The 18,899-nt window shown below is 48.8% G+C and carries 22 protein-coding genes; 14 read left to right on the top strand and 8 right to left on the bottom strand.

Translation table 11 applies throughout. The features are described 5' to 3' along the window. Positions 1-27: 27 nt before the first annotated feature. The 13 genes from ACP7H9_RS11685 (at position 28) to ACP7H9_RS11745 (ending at position 11,212) form a co-directional block, all read left to right on the top strand. Positions 28-837, top strand: coding sequence for an HvfB family MNIO-type RiPP peptide maturase (locus ACP7H9_RS11685; protein WP_439222807.1), 810 nt, complete (start codon positions 28-30; stop codon positions 835-837). Further along, positions 812-1,585, top strand: coding sequence for an HvfC family RiPP maturation protein (locus tag ACP7H9_RS11690; RefSeq protein ID WP_439222808.1), 774 nt, complete (start codon positions 812-814; stop codon positions 1,583-1,585). Before ACP7H9_RS11685 ends, ACP7H9_RS11690 begins: the two co-directional genes overlap by 26 nt. A 66-nt stretch (positions 1,586-1,651) precedes the next feature. After that, positions 1,652-1,774: a hypothetical protein gene (locus ACP7H9_RS11695; protein WP_255801606.1), complete on the top strand. Its 123-nt coding sequence runs from the start codon at positions 1,652-1,654 to the stop codon at positions 1,772-1,774. 35 nt (positions 1,775-1,809) lie between these two features. Further along, a complete protein-coding gene (locus ACP7H9_RS11700; RefSeq protein ID WP_114982003.1) occupies positions 1,810-2,187 on the top strand; it encodes a response regulator in 378 nt (125 codons plus the stop codon). 16 nt (positions 2,188-2,203) lie between these two features. Beyond that, positions 2,204-2,737, top strand: a complete 534-nt coding sequence (locus ACP7H9_RS11705; RefSeq protein WP_011235082.1) for an adenine phosphoribosyltransferase — start codon at positions 2,204-2,206, stop codon at positions 2,735-2,737. Between the two features lie 25 nt (positions 2,738-2,762). Continuing rightward, a complete protein-coding gene (gene dnaX, locus ACP7H9_RS11710; RefSeq protein WP_439222809.1) occupies positions 2,763-4,802 on the top strand; it encodes a DNA polymerase III subunit gamma/tau in 2,040 nt (679 codons plus the stop codon). A gap of 31 nt (positions 4,803-4,833) precedes the next feature. Next, positions 4,834-5,160 carry a YbaB/EbfC family nucleoid-associated protein gene (locus tag ACP7H9_RS11715; protein WP_034823014.1) on the top strand — a complete coding sequence of 109 codons (327 nt, stop codon included), beginning with the start codon at positions 4,834-4,836 and terminating at the stop codon, positions 5,158-5,160. 16 nt (positions 5,161-5,176) lie between these two features. Continuing rightward, positions 5,177-5,782 (top strand): recombination mediator RecR, encoded by a 606-nt coding sequence (gene recR / locus ACP7H9_RS11720; protein ID WP_011235079.1) that lies wholly within the window; start codon positions 5,177-5,179, stop codon positions 5,780-5,782. A gap of 65 nt (positions 5,783-5,847) precedes the next feature. Next, a complete protein-coding gene (gene htpG, locus ACP7H9_RS11725) occupies positions 5,848-7,761 on the top strand; it encodes a molecular chaperone HtpG (protein WP_114982001.1) in 1,914 nt (637 codons plus the stop codon). Positions 7,762-7,878: 117 nt separating this feature from the next. Continuing rightward, on the top strand, positions 7,879-8,526 hold the full coding sequence (gene adk / locus ACP7H9_RS11730; RefSeq protein WP_011235077.1) for an adenylate kinase: 648 nt from the start codon (positions 7,879-7,881) through the stop codon (positions 8,524-8,526). A 75-nt stretch (positions 8,527-8,601) separates the two neighbouring features. Beyond that, the gene (locus ACP7H9_RS11735) at positions 8,602-9,009 is read left to right on the top strand and encodes an MAPEG family protein (protein WP_034823011.1); all 408 of its coding nucleotides are present in this window, start codon (positions 8,602-8,604) and stop codon (positions 9,007-9,009) included. Between the two features lie 9 nt (positions 9,010-9,018). Further along, complete coding sequence (locus ACP7H9_RS11740) at positions 9,019-9,807, top strand: alpha/beta fold hydrolase (protein WP_114982000.1); 789 nt, start codon at positions 9,019-9,021, stop codon at positions 9,805-9,807. A gap of 16 nt (positions 9,808-9,823) precedes the next feature. Then, positions 9,824-11,212 (top strand): MATE family efflux transporter, encoded by a 1,389-nt coding sequence (locus ACP7H9_RS11745; RefSeq protein WP_114981999.1) that lies wholly within the window; start codon positions 9,824-9,826, stop codon positions 11,210-11,212. On the opposite strand, the gene hisIE is transcribed toward ACP7H9_RS11745, so the two are convergent. Genes hisIE through hisG form a run of 8 tightly spaced genes read right to left on the bottom strand, consistent with a single transcriptional unit; the run spans position 11,209 to position 18,278 of the window. After that, positions 11,209-11,817 carry a bifunctional phosphoribosyl-AMP cyclohydrolase/phosphoribosyl-ATP diphosphatase HisIE gene (gene hisIE / locus ACP7H9_RS11750; RefSeq protein WP_114981998.1) on the bottom strand — a complete coding sequence of 203 codons (609 nt, stop codon included), beginning with the start codon at positions 11,815-11,817 and terminating at the stop codon, positions 11,209-11,211. The genes ACP7H9_RS11745 and hisIE overlap by 4 nt on opposite strands. Further along, positions 11,814-12,611, bottom strand: coding sequence for an imidazole glycerol phosphate synthase subunit HisF (hisF, locus tag ACP7H9_RS11755; RefSeq protein ID WP_114981997.1), 798 nt, complete (start codon positions 12,609-12,611; stop codon positions 11,814-11,816). Before hisF ends, hisIE begins: the two co-directional genes overlap by 4 nt. Then, entirely contained in the window at positions 12,593-13,330 is a 738-nt protein-coding gene (gene hisA / locus ACP7H9_RS11760) for a 1-(5-phosphoribosyl)-5-[(5-phosphoribosylamino)methylideneamino]imidazole-4-carboxamide isomerase (protein WP_114981996.1), read from the bottom strand. The genes hisF and hisA overlap by 19 nt, the downstream gene beginning before the upstream one ends. Next, the gene (gene hisH, locus ACP7H9_RS11765) at positions 13,324-13,914 is read right to left on the bottom strand and encodes an imidazole glycerol phosphate synthase subunit HisH (protein WP_114981995.1); all 591 of its coding nucleotides are present in this window, start codon (positions 13,912-13,914) and stop codon (positions 13,324-13,326) included. The genes hisA and hisH overlap by 7 nt, the downstream gene beginning before the upstream one ends. Continuing rightward, on the bottom strand, positions 13,911-14,987 hold the full coding sequence (hisB, locus tag ACP7H9_RS11770; RefSeq protein ID WP_110014266.1) for a bifunctional histidinol-phosphatase/imidazoleglycerol-phosphate dehydratase HisB: 1,077 nt from the start codon (positions 14,985-14,987) through the stop codon (positions 13,911-13,913). Before hisB ends, hisH begins: the two co-directional genes overlap by 4 nt. Next, positions 14,984-16,057: a histidinol-phosphate transaminase gene (gene hisC / locus ACP7H9_RS11775; protein WP_114981994.1), complete on the bottom strand. Its 1,074-nt coding sequence runs from the start codon at positions 16,055-16,057 to the stop codon at positions 14,984-14,986. Before hisC ends, hisB begins: the two co-directional genes overlap by 4 nt. Next, positions 16,054-17,382 carry a histidinol dehydrogenase gene (gene hisD, locus ACP7H9_RS11780; protein ID WP_114981993.1) on the bottom strand — a complete coding sequence of 443 codons (1,329 nt, stop codon included), beginning with the start codon at positions 17,380-17,382 and terminating at the stop codon, positions 16,054-16,056. Before hisD ends, hisC begins: the two co-directional genes overlap by 4 nt. A 2-nt stretch (positions 17,383-17,384) precedes the next feature. Next, the gene (gene hisG / locus ACP7H9_RS11785) at positions 17,385-18,278 is read right to left on the bottom strand and encodes an ATP phosphoribosyltransferase (RefSeq protein WP_114981992.1); all 894 of its coding nucleotides are present in this window, start codon (positions 18,276-18,278) and stop codon (positions 17,385-17,387) included. Between the two features lie 337 nt (positions 18,279-18,615). On the opposite strand from hisG, the gene ACP7H9_RS11790 reads away from it, so the two are divergent. Continuing rightward, on the top strand, positions 18,616-18,888 hold the full coding sequence (locus ACP7H9_RS11790; RefSeq protein WP_114981991.1) for a hypothetical protein: 273 nt from the start codon (positions 18,616-18,618) through the stop codon (positions 18,886-18,888). Positions 18,889-18,899 lie beyond the last annotated feature (11 nt).

Below are 18,899 nucleotides of genomic sequence, written 5' to 3' on the forward strand. Positions count from 1 at the left end.
GGGTTTTTGTTTTCTGGGGAGAGAAATATGAGGTCTCATTCGGTCGGTCTTGGCTTAAGAAACGAGTTGCTTGACGCTGCTTTAGCTGGAGATATTGATGCGGATTTTCTTGAAATAGCCCCGGAGAACTGGATACCTTTTAAAGGTTCTCGCTTGGACAAACTCGCCCAAATAGCCGGAAAATATCAACTGACCTGCCATGGGCTATCGCTATCTATTGGCAGTCAGGACTCGTTGAACCAAAGCTTCCTGAAAGATGTGAAACGCTTTTTGAATGACTTTGATATTGAAATTTACAGTGAGCATTTAAGCTATTGTTCTCATAACGGCCAGTTATACGATTTACTGCCTATTCCTTTTACAACCGATGCCGCTGCCTATGTAGGCGAACGAATTAAGGAAGTGCAGGATAGGTTAGAGCAAACTTTAATATTAGAGAACGTCTCTTATTACGCCAGCCCTTCGCCGCAGCTCACTGAGTTAGAGTTTATTAATCATGTGCTTGAGGCCGGAGACTGCAAGCTTTTGCTGGATGTAAACAATGTCTTTGTTAACAGCGTAAATCACAGTTATGACCCTTATGAATTCATCGATGGCCTGCCTTCTGAGCGAATTGTCTACGGACACATAGCGGGACATCACGAAGAATACGACGATCTTTATATTGATACTCATGGTGCCAGCGTAAAAGACGAAGTTTTCCAGCTTCTGGATTATGCTTATGGGCGGCACGGTGTTTACCCTACTTTGTTGGAAAGAGACTTCAACTTCCCTTCGCTGGAAGAGTTAAACCAGGAGTTGAACAGGATAAATGCGATACAGGCTCGCCATGAGTAAAATGACTTTTAAAGAAATTCAAAATCGCTTTGTGGAACAGTTAAAAGCGCCGGAAAAGTTCGTAGACGAAGCTTGGCTGGATGAGATAGAAGCGCGGCGGCTGGCTGTTTATCAGCGATTACTGCGGAATAATATCTTTCGTTTTATTGATAGTGCATTCCCTGTACTCAAAAAGCTGACAGCGGAAAAAGAATGGGCAGAAACCAAAGAGCGGTTTTTTCGTACCTTTTCTTCTCAGTCACCATATTTTACTGGTATTGCGGCAAGCTTTGTTGAGTACCTGCAATCTCATGACGAGTTGTTTATCTTTGCAGCTGAACTGGCTCACTATGAATGGGCAGAACTGGCGGTAGAGCAAAAGCCGTGGCCTGAAAATTATATTAATCCGGCAGAGGCGCTTGAGAGTGACACTCTGATTGCACTTAACCCGACAGCTATGGTGTCGTCATATCAGTACCCGGTTGATGAAATAAGCACTGAGTTTCAGCCTCAGGAACCCTTGGCAGAACCGCGTTTTTTGATCGTGTTTCGCGACAACGGCGATAAGGTTCGCTTTATTCGCACTAATGCGATGACTTTTTTACTGTTAACAGAGCTACAAAATAGAGAGAGTATTCAACTGAATAGCTTACTCGAGCTTTTGCCTGAATTACTCCCTCAATGGCCCAAAGATCAGCTACAGCAAGGGGCCGAACAGACTTTAAACAGACTAGCCGGGCAGCACTTGATATTGAAGGTAAAGAATTGAATTCAACTTTTATCGTTGTCGAGGATCGAGTATGATCAGCCCCGATTTCATCAAGAGGTAAAAGTTATGTCATCAGAAACCTTTAAAGAACCGGCAGGCAAACGATTTTTGCTTATTACGGCAGTGTTGTTTTTATTCTGGGCCTGTTTACCGCTGGTTCTGCGTTTAACACAAATTCTTTCTTCTTAAATACATCCTCATTAACTATCAGGTAAACGACATTTATGTCAGTCACTTTGCTCGTTGTCGAGGATAAAGACAAAACTCTGGAGTCTATTTGTAGCTTGATAAAGCCACTTGGCTTTGAGGTTACTGTAGCCCGGGATGGTTTAGATGGCTTAAGCAAAGCGAAACAGAGCTACTTCGATATTGTTTTGCTTGACCACAAAATGCCGGTTATGGACGGTTTGTCTTTACTGAAAAACCTGCGCGATTTAGACGCTTATCACCGTACTCCATTGTTGTTTATGTCAACTCAGGATTTGGTAGAGATAGAGCCAAAGGCATTAAAGGCCGGTGCGACTCAATGTCTGGCTAAACCTTTGAACGAGGATTTTCTGCTGGATACGCTAAAATCCTGGGCGGTGCGCTTTGTCGCATAATGATGAGACTAAGATTATGGAATCAGCCACGACTGATATAAGGGACTCTATTGGTTCCATTCCGGACTACCCTAAGCCAGGTATTATTTTCCGGGATATAACGCCTTTACTACAAAACCCGGATGCGTTCAGATTAACCATTAATACGTTAAAGCAACGCTATGCAGGGCAGGGCATAACACAAATTGCTGCTGTTGAAGCCCGTGGCTTTATTTTTGGTTCCGCATTAGCCTATGCCATGGGGTGTGGAGTTACTCTGTTAAGAAAGCCGGGGAAGTTACCCGGTAAAGTGACACGTCAGAATTATGAGTTAGAGTACGGTTCAGATGAATTGCAAATGCATGAAAACGCTTTGACTGAAAACGACAGAGTGCTAATTGTCGACGATTTACTGGCTACCGGCGGAACCGTGGTAGCTGCAAGTCAGTTGATTAAGTCTTCCGGCGCAGACGTTGTAGAAGCCGCTTTTGTGGTTTCTTTACCTGAGCTCGGTGGTGAAGATAAATTGCAGCAGGCCGGCGTTGCGTGCTATACCTTATGTCAGTTTTAACGAAACAGAGTTAATAATCCATCCTATGAGTTATCAGGTACTGGCAAGAAAATGGCGACCTTCGCAATTTGCAGAAGTTGTCGGCCAACAACATGTTTTGAAGCCGCTTGAGCACGCGTTAGACAAGCAGCGGCTTCATCATGCTTATCTGTTTACCGGTACCCGCGGGGTGGGTAAAACCACCATTGCACGAATCCTGGCTAAAGCACTGAATTGCGAAGAAGGTATTACGGCAACGCCGTGTGGCAAATGCAGTGCCTGTCTTGAAATAGAGCAGGGACGGTTTGTTGACTTGCTGGAAATTGATGCAGCATCAAGAACCAAAGTTGAAGACACCCGCGAGTTACTTGATAACGTCCAGTATCGGCCCACCCGCGGCCGCTATAAAGTGTACTTAATTGATGAAGTGCACATGCTGTCACGGCACAGTTTTAATGCGCTGCTGAAAACACTGGAAGAACCACCGGAGCACGTAAAGTTTCTGCTGGCGACCACCGATCCGCAGAAGCTACCGGTCACCATTTTATCGCGTTGTCTGCAGTTTAATTTAAAAGCCTTGTCGAACGACGATATTACGCAGCAGCTTAGCTATGTTTTATCGCAGGAACAGGTTCAGGCTGATTCCGAAGCGCTGCCACTCTTGGCTCGTTCTGCCCGTGGCAGTATGCGCGATGCGCTTAGCTTAACCGACCAGGCTATTGCCCAGGGTGGCGGTTCGGTTAGTATCGACAGTGTCAGACGTATGCTTGGCAACGTACCCGTGGCCGATATTGCCGCATTACTGGAATGTGTTCTCGAAGGGGATGCAGAAGCCGTAATGCAACGTGTGGACAGTATGGTATCAATGGTACCGGACTTGAGTTCAGTGCTGGTCGAGCTACAGAGCTTATTGCATCAGCTGGCGTTGGTTCAGCAAGTACCCAGTGCCGCTAATGTGTTCGAAAACAGTGATGTCCTGAAACCATTATTGCGACGCATGCCGGCTGAACTTATCCAGGTTTTCTATCGCACGGTTCTGGAAGGCCGCCGCGAGCAGGCTTACGCTATAGACGCACGTAGCGGACTCGAAATGACTTTATTGCGGCTGCTGTGTTTCCGCCCGGCAGAAAAGGGCGATTACAACATTACTGAACCAGACTCGTCTGCTGTTGATATGCCTGAGTCGAAGCTAACGGCTCCTGCTCCAGAAGTGACTGAACCTGAGCCTGAAGCAGAAGTAACACCGCAGGCAGAACCAGAGCCGCAGCCTGAAGCGGAATTATCGGAGCCTATGCAACCGTCTTATAGTGAGCATGAAGAGCCTCCTGAATTTAATTACTCTGAACCGGATGATGATGCGGGCTTCTATCATAATGATGCGCCTCCGTATCATATGGAAGAGGCCGCTAAGTCGGAGCCAGTACCTGAGCCAACAGCAGATCAAACAGCAGAGCCAACGCCTGAGCCAGCGGCGCAGAGCAGTTCTGGCGTAGCCGATCTTTTACGCGTGCGAGAGCAACTGGCTGAAAAAAAAAATCCCGACAATAGCAACAAAACATTAAACAGCCAGACAGAAAACAGCTCGCCGGTGGCGTTAACTGTTCCGGCAGAAGCCGAACCAGAAGCTCACCCCGAGCATCAGCCGGAATCAAAAGACGAATTAAACGAAGAACTGCCAGAATTAAATGACGATATCCGCGAAGCCGCCGAAGTTGATAAATGGAGTGCCATGATAGCAGGCATGGACATTTCCGGGCTGGCTCGTCAGGTGTTGTTAAACTCCGAACTGCAAAAGCTTGGCGATGACGACTGGTTGATTCTGGTGGCTGAAGAACAAAAAAGTTTATTGAACGAATCGACCAGTCAGGCCGTCAGAGAGTCTTTGGCCGGGTTATTAGGGGCGACTGCAAGGGTAGAGTTTAAAGTTGGCGTGCCGAGCCAGCCAACACCTTTAATGGTGCAACAGCATATCAATGAATACCGTCACCAGCGCGCGTGTGAAATATTACACGGAGACGCCGGCGTACAAGACTTACAACAAAGGTTTCAAGCGCAAATTGATGAGTCATCAATTCAGGCGCGTTAATTTTTTAAAAGCTTAAACGAGGAATAAAATTATGTTTAAAGGTGGAATGGGTAACATGATGAAGCAGGCGCAACAAATGCAGGAGCGCATGCAAAAAGCCCAGGAAGAAGTCGCCAATATGGAAGTTACCGGTGAAGCCGGTGCAGGCCTGGTTAAAATTACCATGCTGGGTAACCACAACGTAAAGCGCGTAAGCATTGACCCAAGCCTAATGGAAGACGATCAGGAAATGCTGGAAGACTTAATTGCTGCAGCTACCAACGATGCTGTGCGTCGCGTTGAAGAAACCAGCAAAGAGCGCATGTCTGAAATAACCGGCGGTATGGGTTTACCTCCGGGCTTTAAAATGCCTTTCTAAGTAGTAAGGTCAGTTAATGAGTATTAGTCCGGCAATCGATCAACTGGTCGAGAATTTAAAACGCCTACCGGGTGTTGGCCAAAAGTCAGCACAGCGTATGGCGTTTCATTTGCTTGAGCGCGATCGCGGTGGAGCCTCAAGGCTTGCCGAGTCTTTGCAGTCTGCGGTGGAAAAAGTAGGCCACTGCGAGTGTTGCCGGACCTTAACCGAAGAACCCTTGTGTCGCATTTGCAGCAACCCGATGCGGCGCGAAAATGGTGTGCTTTGTATTGTTGAAACACCCGCCGACGTATTAGCCATTGAACAGACCTCTCAATTTCAGGGGCGTTATTTTGTGCTGATGGGACATTTGTCGCCGCTGGATGGTATTGGGCCGGCAGACATTGGTCTGGATGAACTGGAGCGGCAACTGCAGAGCGAGCCGGTGGAGGAAATTGTGCTGGCGACTAACCCGACTGTGGAAGGGGATGCTACCGCGCACTATATTGCCGACATTGCCGCGCAATTGAATATCAACACCACCCGAATTGCTCACGGGGTGCCAGTAGGCGGTGAGCTGGGTTATGTTGATCAAACCACACTGGGTCACGCCTTCAGTGGTCGAAAACAATTTTCCCGATGACTTGAAAATGTCTCCTGCGCCCCCATTGTTATTGCCATAGGTAATAACAGTAGGAGAAATATACTATGGCGGAAGCCGGTCAAATGGAAAAACATGGATTTCAGACAGAAGTAAAACAATTGCTTCACCTGATGATTCATTCTTTGTATTCCAATAAAGAAATTTTCTTACGCGAATTGGTCTCTAATGCGTCCGACGCAGCAGATAAATTGCGCTTTAAAGCCTTAAGCGACAACTCTCTGTACGGTGACGACAGTGACCTGCACGTTCGTGTTTCTGTTGATAAAGACAGCCGCACTATTACCATCAGCGACAATGGCGTTGGTATGACGCGCGACGACGTGATGAATAATCTGGGAACCATTGCCAAGTCAGGCACTGCGGAGTTCTTTGGTCAGCTGTCCGGCGACGAAGCAAAAGACAGTAAGCTTATCGGTCAGTTTGGTGTTGGCTTCTATTCAGCCTTTATTGTTGCTGATGAAGTTACCGTAAGAACCCGTTCAGCATTAGATAAAGACGCTCGCGGAGTCGAATGGCGCTCGCAAGGTGAAGGCGATTTCGAAATTGCTGACATTGATAAAGCCCGTCGCGGCACGGATATTATTTTGCACCTGAAAGACGATGCCGATGAATTCTTAGATGAAAATCGTCTGCGCGGCATTATCAATAAGTATTCAGAACACCTGAGTATCCCGGTTCAAATGTGGAAAGAACCGGTACCTGAGTCAGAAGACGACGAAGGCAACAAAGTGGAAGGGCAGCCCGGCGAATGGGAGACCGTAAACTCAGGTCAGGCACTCTGGACTCGTGAAAAGTCAGACATTACGGACGAAGAATACAAAGAGTTCTATAAGACCGTAGCGCACGACTTTGATGAACCACTGCTGTGGAGCCACAACAAAGTTGAAGGCACAACCGAATACACTAATTTGCTGTACATTCCAAAACGCGCTCCGTGGGACTTATGGAACCGCGAACAACAGCACGGCGTTAAGCTTTATGTGAAGCGTGTTTTTATTATGGACGACGCTGAGCAGTTAATGCCGACTTACCTGCGTTTTGTGCGTGGTTTGGTTGACTCAAACGACTTACCGCTGAACGTTTCGCGTGAAATTTTGCAGGATAATAAAATCACCCGTGCAATGCGTAATGGCAGTACCAAAAAAGTACTGCAAATGCTGAAGAAGCTGGCAAAAGACGACAAAGAACAGTATCAACAATTCTGGGATACCTTCGGGAATGTGCTGAAAGAAGGTCCGGCGGAAGATCACACTAACCGTGAGCGTATTGCCGAGCTGCTGCGTTTTGCTTCAACGCATAACGAAGGCGCAGTGCAGTCAGTCAGCCTGGACGACTACATTGAGCGAATGAAAGAAGGCCAGGATAAAATCTTCTACATTGTTGCTGACAGCTACGAAGCCGCCAGAAATAACCCTGCACTGGAAATCTTCAACAAGAAAGGCATTGAAGTGTTGCTGCTTTCAGAGCGCATTGATGAATGGTTGATGAGCCACCTGACTGAATTTAAAGAGAAACAGTTGCAGTCAGTGACTCGTGGTGACCTTGATTTAGGCGAACTGGACGACGAAGAAGACAAGGCCGAGCAGGAAAAAGCCGAAGAAGCCTTTAAAGAAAACCTGGAACGCTTTGAAAAAGCCTTAGGTGATAAAGTTAAGAAGGTTCGTGTGACTAACCGCTTAACCAACTCGCCGGCCTGTATCATTACCGATGACAATGATATGAGTACGCAAATGGCTAAGTTGATGGAAGCCGCCGGTCAGGCGGTTCCTGAAACTAAGTACATCTTTGAAGTAAATCCAGAACATCCGTTGGTTCAGCGCATGCTGACCAAAGAAGATGATACCTTTAAAGAATGGGCTGAAGTGTTATTAGATCAGGCCACTTTAGCGGAGCGGGGCAACCTGAAAGATCCAGCCTCCTTCGTTACCCGCCTTAACAAATTAATGCTTAACGCTTAATTTCGTATCAACCGCTGTGGGTAAGTCATTGCCTGCAGCGGCTTTCTGCGCTTGTAATAGCCCGCCTGTCAGGGTAAAGTTCGGGGCAGACTTTTGAATCATGCAAAGAGGTTTTCTATGCGCATTATTTTGTTAGGCGCCCCGGGAGCTGGAAAAGGAACTCAGGCACAATTCCTGATGAATACTTTTGGGATCCCTCAAATTTCCACCGGTGATATGCTGCGTTCAGCAATAAAATCCGGATCAGAACTGGGTAAAAAGGCCAAACAAGTTATGGATGCCGGACAGTTAGTGTCGGACGACATCATTATCGAGTTGGTCAAAGAACGAATTGCAGAGCCAGACTGCCAGAATGGTTTTTTACTCGACGGTTTTCCAAGAACCATTCCGCAAGCCGACGCGATGCGTGATAACGGTATTGAAATTGATTACGTGCTGGAATTTGATGTTCCGGACGAAATTATTGTTGATCGCATGAGTGGTCGCCGTGTCCACCCTGGTTCCGGCCGTGTTTATCATGTTGAGCACAATCCACCGAAAGTGGAAGGCAAAGACGATGAAACGGGTGAAGATTTGGTTGTTCGCCCGGATGATCAGGAACAGACGGTTCGTAAACGTCTTTCGGTTTACCACGAACAGACCGAGCCTCTGGTAGAGTATTATCAAAAGCTGTCTGAAGAAGGTAAGACGGAGTATCACAAAATTGATGGTACACAACCCGTTGAAAGAGTCAGTGAGCAACTGGGCGATTTGCTCAGAAAGTAATTTTTTACTAAAAGGCTCACATGGTGAGCCTTTTTTAATGAAGCAAGGCCCCAACGAATAACAAGAGGCATTCCAATGACATCTCAACTAACAATCACCGGCTTTTATGCGGGCATTTTAACGCTTATTTATCTTGTTCTGGCTGTGAACATTATCCGCTTGCGCTGGAAACATCGGGTAGGCCTTGGTACAGGTGAAGCCGAAGAACTCAACGTTGCAGTACGCATCCATGGGAATTTTATTGAGTACGTGCCTCTGGCGCTTATTCTGTTTGCTATGATGGAAGTACAAAACGCTCCGCTTGCTCTGCTCCATGGGTTGGGTATTGCGTTAGTCGTTGCTCGCTTATGTCATGCTATAGGATTAACCCGCAGTGTCGGCGTGAGTTTGCCTCGCACCATTGGGGTATTAACGACTTTTGCCGTTTTATTGTTAGCTGCTGGCTTTGGTATCGGTCAGTTTGTTGGTGTCAGTTTATTATAAAGTGAAGCTATGTCTGAATTAGAATCAGGTATCCATTTGTACGGCGAACAACAAAACCCTCCGGTTGTTTTGTTGCACAGCTCGCAGAGCGCGAGTAGCCAGTGGCGGGCGTTAATAAAAGAATTAACCAGCACTCACTTTGTTATTGCGGTTGATTTGCTGGGCTATGGGCAGGCGCCTAACGTCGAGTTTACGGCAAACTTTCGACTGGAGCAGGAACTGCCCCGTATTATTAACGCGGTTGAGCAACTTGCGTTATCCAGGCCTGTGCAACTGGTTGGTCACTCCTATGGCGGTGCTGTTGCATTAAAGCTGGCACTGGAAAAGCCATTTAAAATTGCCGATGTGGTTGTCTACGAACCTGTTGCCTTTCACGTGTTACCGGATGATTCTCCCGGAATGCTGGAAATACAGGAGATCAGTCACGCTATGAACGGTAAAGACGCAGTCGAATGCACTCGCACCTTTGTCGATTACTGGAATGACGCCGGATATTTTGATGCTTTGCCTGAACGCATTCAGCAAATCATGGTCAGTCAGGCTGCCAAAGTGGCGCTGGACTTCGACGCCTTGCTTAACGAACCCCGACGCCTGGAAGACTACCGCGGGGTAGGGCAAAGCGTTCTGCTGCTGCAGGGCGAACACACTCGTCGCAGTGCAAAAGCTGTCGCAGAGGCTTTATCGACGATACTTCCTGATGTTCAACGAGACTCCGTTGGAGCAGGGCATATGGGGCCTTTGACTCATCCGGCTGATGTGAATCAGCGTATCCTGCAATTTTTGCGTAAGCAATCCTAACCCAGAGAAAACGCGCGTGAACTGGTGGACGAATAATAAAGGCGAATTTAATAAGCTGGCTAAACTGACCGGCCCTATTCTGGTGGCTCAGTTAACTCAAATGTTAATGAGTGTCGTGGATACGGTCATGGCCGGGCGTAAAGGCGCGGTTGATTTGGCCGCTGTGTCTGTCGGCGGCAGTATTTTTGTGCCGGCAACTTTATTGGTGTTTGGTCTGGCGCTGGCATTAGCGCCCATTATCTCTCACCTGGACGGGTCAAATTCGCACCGGCGTGTCGCTAACATATTGCAGCAGGGGTTCTATGCTTGCGCCATTGTTGGTGTTATCACGTTACTGGGTATGTCATCAGCGCCATGGTTGCTGGACATCATGGAAGTTGAAGACGACTTTCGCGCCATTACTCTGGATTATTTGTTTTACATCTCCTGGGGCATACCGGGCTTTGTTATTTACGCGGTACTGAGAAACTTTTGTGAGGGCTTGTCGAACACAATGCCGTCGCTGATCATTGGTTTTATCGGGCTATTGATAAATATTCCGGCAAACTACATTTTTGTTTACGGCAAGTTTGGCATGCCGGAGCTGGGTGGCGCTGGCTGTGGCCTGGCGACAGCCATTGTGTTGTGGGGTATGGCGCTTTCAATGGTTGTTTATACCTTTACCGCCAAACGTTACAAGCGGTTACGTCTGCTCCGGCGCTGGTATCGACCTAACTGGGACGACGTTACCTACGTTATCCGTATCGGTTTCCCTATTTCGATGTCGCTCTTTTTCGAGGTCAGTCTGTTTGCTGCTGTGGCGTTATTAATTGCGCCGCTGGGGCCGACTGTGGTTTCTGCTCATCAAATTGCACTGAACATAAGTTCGTTAGTGTATATGGTGCCGCTGAGTATCTCTATGGCGGTGACTTTACGGGTTGGCTTTGCGCTGGGTGCGGGTAATCCGAAAAACGCCATGTTGAGCTTTAAACTCGCGATGCTGTTTGGTGGTGTGTTTGCGGGCGTTAACGGTTTAATTATGTATCTGGGTGGTGGTTGGTTAGCCAGCCTTTACACTCCTGATAAGGATATTATTAATCTGGCAGCGACGCTGATGGGACTGGCGGCTATTTTCACTGTGTCGGACACCTTCCAGGCCATTTCTATTGGCACTCTGCGTGGCTACAAAGACACTAAATACCCAATGATATTGGCCTTTATTTCGTACTGGCCATTTGGCTTAACCGTTGGTTATATTCTGGGGCTGACCGACTGGGTTGTGCCAGCCATGGGCGCGGCAGGTTTCTGGATTGGCTTTATTAGTGGCCTAAGTGTCGCAGCGGTACTCTTGTCATTGCGCCTACGCCGCGTATCCCGCCGATACGAGCGTAAGCATTTTCGTGAGCAGTTAAACAGCGCCGCTTAACCGCGGCGCTTCGCTAATACCTCCAGCACATCGTCCAGGCTAAGCTCATTGGCCCGTAGCGCAACCAGCAAGTGGTAGAGTAAGTCGGCGCTTTCATTAGCCAGCTCGTCTTTATCGGCAGTTGCCGCTGCCAGAGCGACTTCCACGCCTTCTTCCCCAACTTTTTGAGCCACACGTTTTAATCCCTTAGAAAATAGGCTGGCAGTGTAACTTTCGTTGGTATCTGCGCCTTTACGGCTGGCAATGAGCGAGTCAAGCTCATGCAGCAAGGGTTTAGGTGCCTCGGCAAAACAACTGCGGTTACCTAAATGGCAGGTAGGGCCATCGGGTATAGCCTGAACCAGTAATGCGTCATAATCACAGTCCGAATAGATGCCCTCAAGCCGGAGGTAGTTGTTTGAGCTTTCGCCTTTAGTCCATAAACGTTCTTTACTGCGGCTATAAAAAGTGGTTTTACCGCTTGCTAAGCTTTCCTTAATGGCTTCTGTACTCATATAGGCCTGCATTAACACTTCACCGGTTAGAGCGTGTTGTACTGTGCAGGGCAGTAAACCTGACATTTTCTCCCAGGCCAACTGGTTTATGTTATTCAAATCAATTTTCATGTCGTCTCCTGAAGCGCTTCAATGGGGCGAACTGCAATATTATTGGCTGCCATTGCGGCTTTCACTTCGCTGATACTGAATAGGTTTTTGTGAAACACCGAAGCCGCAAGTGCACCATCCACCTGCGCCTTTTGAAAGGCATCAACAAAATGCTGAATTTCACCGGCACCACCGGACGCAATTAAAGGCACAGAGCAATGTTCGCGCAATGCCGACAGTTGTGCAATATCGTAACCTTGACGCACGCCGTCCTGATTCATGCAATTCAACACAATTTCACCGGCCCCACGGGAAATGACTTCCTGCAACCAGTCTTTGGTCTGCCATGTTGATTTCTGCGACTTGCTCTCGTCGCCGGTAAACTGATGCACTTCGTATTCACCGGACTGTTCGTTATAGAAACTGTCGATACCAATAACAATGCACTGCTGGCCAAATTCCTCCACCAGGGTATTAATTAAATTGGGATTAAGCAGGGCAGGCGAGTTAATGGAGATTTTGTCTGCGCCCATAGAAAGCATGGTCTGTGCGTGCTCAACCGAACGAATACCGCCGGCAACGGTAAAAGGAATGTTGATTTCCCGGGCAACCCGCTCAACCCAGGACTTATCCACCGTACGGCCGTCTGCCGATGCGGTAATGTCGTAAAACACCAACTCGTCAGCGCCACTTTCTGCATAGCGTTTTGCCAGAGGCAGAATATCACCAATAATTTCATGGTTACGGAACTTAACCCCTTTTACTACTTGCCCGTCGCGAACGTCCAGGCAGGGTATTACGCGTTTTGCCAGCATGCTAATGCCTCCTGCATAGTGAAAGCACCGGTAAGTAACGACTTACCCAATATAACCGAGTCACAGTTTACGGCTTTTAAATCTTTAAGATCGTCTAAGCAACTGACGCCACCGGACGCCTGCCAGATCACTTGCGGATAAAGTGCTTTGTAGCGCTTATAAAGCTCAACATTGGTGCCGGTCATGGTGCCATCTTTACTGATATCGGTGCACAGTACATGACGGCAGCCTAAATCCAGGTAACGGTTGAGAATGTCATCCAGTGTATGCGTGCTGGCCTGTTGCCAGCCGTGGGTAGCGACCATGGCATTGCCACTCTGATCAATATTCACATCCAGCGCCAGTACAATTTTTTCGCCGCCGTAGGTCTGCAACCATTGTTTTACTCTGTCCGGGTTATTAACCGCGGTGGAACCAATGACGGCACGCTCAATACCGGCGTCAAACAAGGCTTCCAAATCCTCGGTTGTACGAATTCCGCCGCCAGCCTGACACTTCATACCGGAATCTGAGGCTAGTTTAGCCAGCAGTTGTTGCTGGCGCTTGTCCGGGTCTTTAGCGCCATCCAAATCAACCAGGTGCAGCCACTCGGCGCCTGCTTCTGCATAGAGCTGAGCCTGCCCCAGCGGGGTTAAATCAAACTCGGTTTTTTGCGCGAAGTCGCCCTGATACAGGCGTACCACTTTGCCGTCAATTAAATCCAGGGCAGGTATCAGCATAATGTTAACTCCAAAAAACGTTTCAGCAGAGCTTCGCCAGTCTTACCTGAACGCTCAGGGTGAAACTGCGCACCGAAATAGTTGTTGTGGCGTATCATAGAGGCAAAGCGCTCACCGTACTCGCTGCTGGCAATAGTGTATTCGTCCACTGCTACGGCGAAACTGTGCACGAAATAGCAGTAACTGTCGCTGCGTTCGACCAGCGGGTTGTCTGCGGTTGGCTGCAGTGTATTCCAGCCCATATGCGGCAAAGGAAGGCCATAGTCGCGAAGGCGTTTGGTTTTAGCCGGAATTAGGTTAAGGCAGCCCACATTGCCCTCTTCTGAGTGCGAGGTTAGCAACTGCATTCCCAGACAAATGCCTAACACGGGTTGCGTTAACTCACACAGTGGCTGAACCAGCTGCTTGCGCTTCAGGTTACGCATTGCCGCCACAGCTGTACCGACGCCGGGCAGGATCACACGGTCAGCTCCGCGTATTTGCTCCGCGTCATCGGTAATAAGCACTGAGTAGCCCAAACGTTCAACCGCAAAGCGGACAGATGTCAGGTTGGCACACTCGGTATCGACAATCACCACATTCATGCCAGCATCCCCTTACTTGAAGGCAACTGTTGGTCTCCGGTTTTGGTAATGGCCTGACGCAGTGCCCGGCCAAATACCTTAAACAGGCTTTCGACCTGGTGGTGGGTATTACCCTCGGTGGTCGATAAGTGCAAGCTCATTGCCATGGCGTCGGTTAACGAGCGGAAGAAGTGCTCGACCATTTCGGTGGATAACTCGCCGACTTTGTCGCGGGTGAAATCTGCTTCCCATTTCAAATAGGGGCGTCCGGATAAATCGATGAGACATTCCGCCCGGCATTCATCCATAGGCAGAGCAAAACCAAAGCGACCAATGCCGCGCTTGTCGCCCAGTGCTGAGCGTAATGCCTGACCCAACGCCAGAGCCGTGTCTTCAATGGTGTGGTGATCGTCAATGTGCAAGTCACCCTTAACCTTAACCGAAAGCGAGAAACCGGCGTGTGTGGCTATCTGCTCAAGCATGTGGTCAAAGAAGCCAATGCCGGTATCAAATTCGCGCGGAGCCTGACTGTCTAAATCCACCTTAATATTGATGTCCGTTTCCCGTGTGGTGCGGGTAACCGACGCTGTACGCGGGTTGTCCAGTAATTGGTGAACAATGGCATCCCAGTTGAGTTCGCTACGACTGTAACGCAGACCTTCAATACCCATATTTTCTGCCAGTTGCAGGTCGGTTTCACGGTCGCCAATAACGTAGGAGTTGGTAAAGTCGACACGGCCTTCTTTCAGATACGACTTTACCAGCCCAAGCGCAGGCTTACGGCAGCTGCAGTTATCACTGTCAAAGTGAGGACAGATCAAAACATCGTCAAAACGAATGCCTTGTGACTCAAACACCGCCATCATCAAATTATGTGGCGCGTCAAAATCAGCCTGCGGAAAGCTGTCTGTACCCAGACCGTCCTGGTTGGACACCATCACCAGCTGATAACCCGCCTGTTGCAGTTTCAGCAAAGCCGGTACCACGTTCGGTTCAAACACCAACTTTTCAACGCTGTCCAGCTGTTTGTCAGTGGCTGGTTCTTCAACCAGGGTGCCGTCACGGTCAATGAATAAAATAGGCTTCTGGCTCATGAAAAATAGTCCTTCAACTGTTGAATCAGTTCGTCATTTTCGGCGGCGCTGCCAATGGTTATGCGAACAACGTTTTCCAGCCCCCGCTGCGCCGACTGATTACGTATTAATAAGCCGTTATCGGCAAGTGATTTCACTAAACCAGCGGCATCTTCACACTGATACAGTAAAAAGTTCGTGTCACTTTCCGATACCAGGGTCAGTGGTGTTTGTTCTAAGGCTGTTTGCACCCGATCGCGCTCGGCTAATAAGGTTGCTACCTGTTGCTGCAGCCGTTCAAGCGAGCTTGTCTGCAAAGCCTGAACCGCAATTTGCACTGTCGGGTCTGGCAAAGGGTACGGCGCCAGAACTTTCTGCAGTAACTCAATAATGTCGTCATTCGCCAGCAAAAAACCGCAGCGAATGCCGGCCAGAGCAAAGGCCTTCGATAAGGTGCGTAACACCACCAAGTTCGGATAACGTTGCAACCAACTGACAACGCTGTCACCAGAGCTGAACTCAATATAGGCTTCATCAACTACCACCATAGAACGTGGCGAGTGTTGCAGCACCTGTTCAATATCATCGGTATTTAGCGCATTGCCCAGCGGGTTTGAAGGCGAACAGAGAAAGATGACTTTGCACTCAGCAGCAGCTTCTATAACCGACTCCGTATCCAACTGCCAGTTGTTCACCTCTCTGCTATTTAGTAAGGGAACCTCAGTAACACCAACCGCAAAGGTTTTAGCCGAAATAGCGTACATACCGTAAGTGGGCGGGCAAATCAGTACCTTGTCCTGCGCCGACTCACAAAAAGCTCGTATCAGTAACTCGATACCCTCATCCGAACCTCGGCTGCTTAACACCTGTGAGGCATCAACTCCGGCGTATTCAGCGTAGGCCTGATTCAGCGGCTTAGACTGAAACTCCGGGTAACGGTTAAGTTTGCTGTCATCAACGGTGTACGAGTTACTGTACGGAGACTCGTTAGCGTTCAGCCAGATATTGCCACCGCTCATACTTCGCCGTGCAGAGGCATAGGGTGTTAGCTGTTTCAGGTGCTGGCGCTGTAACTGCTCAACAATGCTCATAGTTTGCTCTCCGTACTTTTAGTTTCCGTACGAATAGTCACAGCACGTTTGTGCGCATCTAAACCTTCAACGTCAGCCAAAGTAGTAATGGCTTCTGCTAACTGGCGTAGTCCGTCGTGACTGGCTTCCTGGACCGTATAACGACGGTAGAAGTCGACCAGCCCAAGGCTGCTGTAATTGCGGGCATAGCCATACGTTGGCAAAACGTGGTTGGTACCGGTGGCATAATCACCGCCGGACTCTGGTGTGTAGTGTCCGACAAAGACAGAGCCTGCACGGGTTAACTGTGGCAGCAGCTCACGCGCGTTATCCGTCTGAATAGAAAGGTGTTCGGGCGCATAGGTTTCGCTAATGGCTATGGCTTCATTCATATCGGCAACTACCAGCAGACGACTGGCCTGTAAGGCCTGCTCGGCAATATCGGCGCGACTTAGTTGAGCGCATTGTGCCATCAGCTCCTGCCGTACGTTTTCTGCGACCGTCATTGACGGCGTAAGCAAAATAACCTGAGAGTCCGGCCCGTGCTCAACCTGCGAGAGTAAATCCGCCGCCACATAAGCCGGGTTTGCACTGTCATCAGCAATAACCAACAGCTCTGAGGGGCCTGCCGGTAAATCCATGGCACAGCCGCTGTCATTCTGGCTAACCTGTTGCTTGGCTTCGGTAACAAAGCTGTTACCCGGGCCAAAGACTTTACCTACAGCAGGCGATGACTCTATGCCGTAGGCCAGCGCGCCAATTGCCTGAGCGCCGCCACACAGCAGAATATCGGTTACGCCGCAACGCTTTGCAGCGTAGAGCAGGGCGGCTGGTAATTCGCCCTGTTTATTAGGCGGGCTGACCATAACCACACGCTGACACCCGGCAATTTGCGCGGGCACACCCAGCATTAATGCGGTGGAGGGCAAGGTTGCGCTGCCACCGGGAATGTATAAACCGACGGCGTCTAACGGCGCATAACGCAATTCACACTGCACGCCTGGCGCGGTTTCAATGCTTAAATTCTGCGGACGTTGCGCTTCGTGAAAGCGATAAATAGTTTGATACGCGGTATCTATAGCGCGTTTTACTTTGTCATCTAAACTAGCAACGGCGGATTCCACCTGGTCATCACTCATTCGCAGTGAGGTCGCATCCGGGTTATCGAACTGGCGGGTATAATTCAGTACCGCGCGCTCACCGTTATCACGAACGTCACTTAGAATTACCGCGACTTTTTCACGTAAAGATTCGGCCTGAGCCCGTCCGGGGCGCGCTAAGCGTTGAGCTTGCTCCGCTGACGACAGGCTCTGCCATTGTTCAATGGGTATCCGTAATTCACTCATGATCACCCCATCATTTTTTCAATAGGTAATACAAGTATTGAACTGCAGCCCATAGATTTAAGATCTTCCATGGTTTCCCAGAATAGCTTCTCGGTGCTGACCATGTGCACGGCAACCTGCTCGTCGGTGTGGCTAAGCGGCAAAATGGTTGGTGTTTCTGCGCCGGGTAATAGCTCTACTACCTGCTCTAATTTGTTCTTTGGCGCGTGCAGCATAATGTATTTGCTTTCCCGTGCCATTTGCACGCCGTCTATGCGTGGCAGCAACTGGTCTATCATGGCTTGTTTTTCTTCCGACAGGCTGTCAGCGCGTTGTATTAGCTGCGCCTGAGAACGGAATATCACGTCTTTTTCGACTAACCCGTTTGCTTCCAGCGTAGCACCGGTGGAAACTAAGTCACATATTGCTTCGGCAAGGCCCGCACGGGGAGCAACTTCCACAGAACCGGTCAGCATAACCGTACGCGCATTCACGCCGTTGTCTTTCAGGTAACGCTTTAGCAACTGCGGGTAAGTGGTCGCGACTCTTAAACCCTCTAAATCTTGTAGCGACTGGTACTGGCTTTCTCTTGGCACCGCCAGCGACAAGCGGCACTGACCAAACTCAAGTCCGCGTAATGGCTGATAGGCCGCGACAGAATCGGTTGCAATGCGCTCTAACCGGGCTTCTTCCAGCACGTTTTCGCCAACCAGGCCTAAATCAACCACGCCGTCCATAACCAGACCCGGGATGTCGTCATCACGTACGCGCAGCAAATCGATAGGGTGACTGGTGCTGTGCGCAATTAAGCGTGCTTCGTTAACACTAAATTTCACACCGCAGGCATTCAGCAATGCCATAGATTCTTTACTCAGTCGTCCCGATTTCTGTATCGCAATGGTTAAACGGTCAGTCATAACAGCTCCTAAAATGAAAAACCCCCGAAGGTATATGCCTTTCGGGGGTTGTATAGTCAATCGAAAGGCTAGCGTTTATACGGCTAGCCCAAACATTAAGTTCACGGCTAGGCCATACAGTTCCAATGATGATGGTGGTGGCTGTGAACAAAACGCATAATTAACACTCCAATAAAAATAGTTTTACTTCGTAAAGTTGTATAGCACTATAACAGCTGAGAAATGTAATGCAAGAGTAAACTTATTGGTTATTTAGTCGATATAAGCTTATTATTTAACCAGTGGTTGTATAGTCAAATAACAGAATTCATTCTCTGCGAGGCGAAAGACAACAACAATGGCTAACTTTGATGCAATGGTTCCGTTGATCCCCAAAGACACTCGCGTGCCTGTGGACTTCGCCCGTGAGCAGATGAAAATAAACCAGATTGAGAAGATACACGAACTCAACGCTGTAGATGAAGACGAAGGGGCTACCATCGAAGATGATCAAAAAAGAGAAAGTAGCCAACAGCATCAGCATCAACAATCGTCGGCTCAAACGGACGTTGAAGAGGTTGCTGATAACGATGAAACCTTATCTTCAGGACATATAGACACCTACGCCTGAGCAAACATCTA

Source organism: Idiomarina sp. ST20R2A10 (assembly GCF_051842345.1).
GTDB lineage: Bacteria > Pseudomonadota > Gammaproteobacteria > Enterobacterales > Alteromonadaceae > Idiomarina > Idiomarina loihiensis.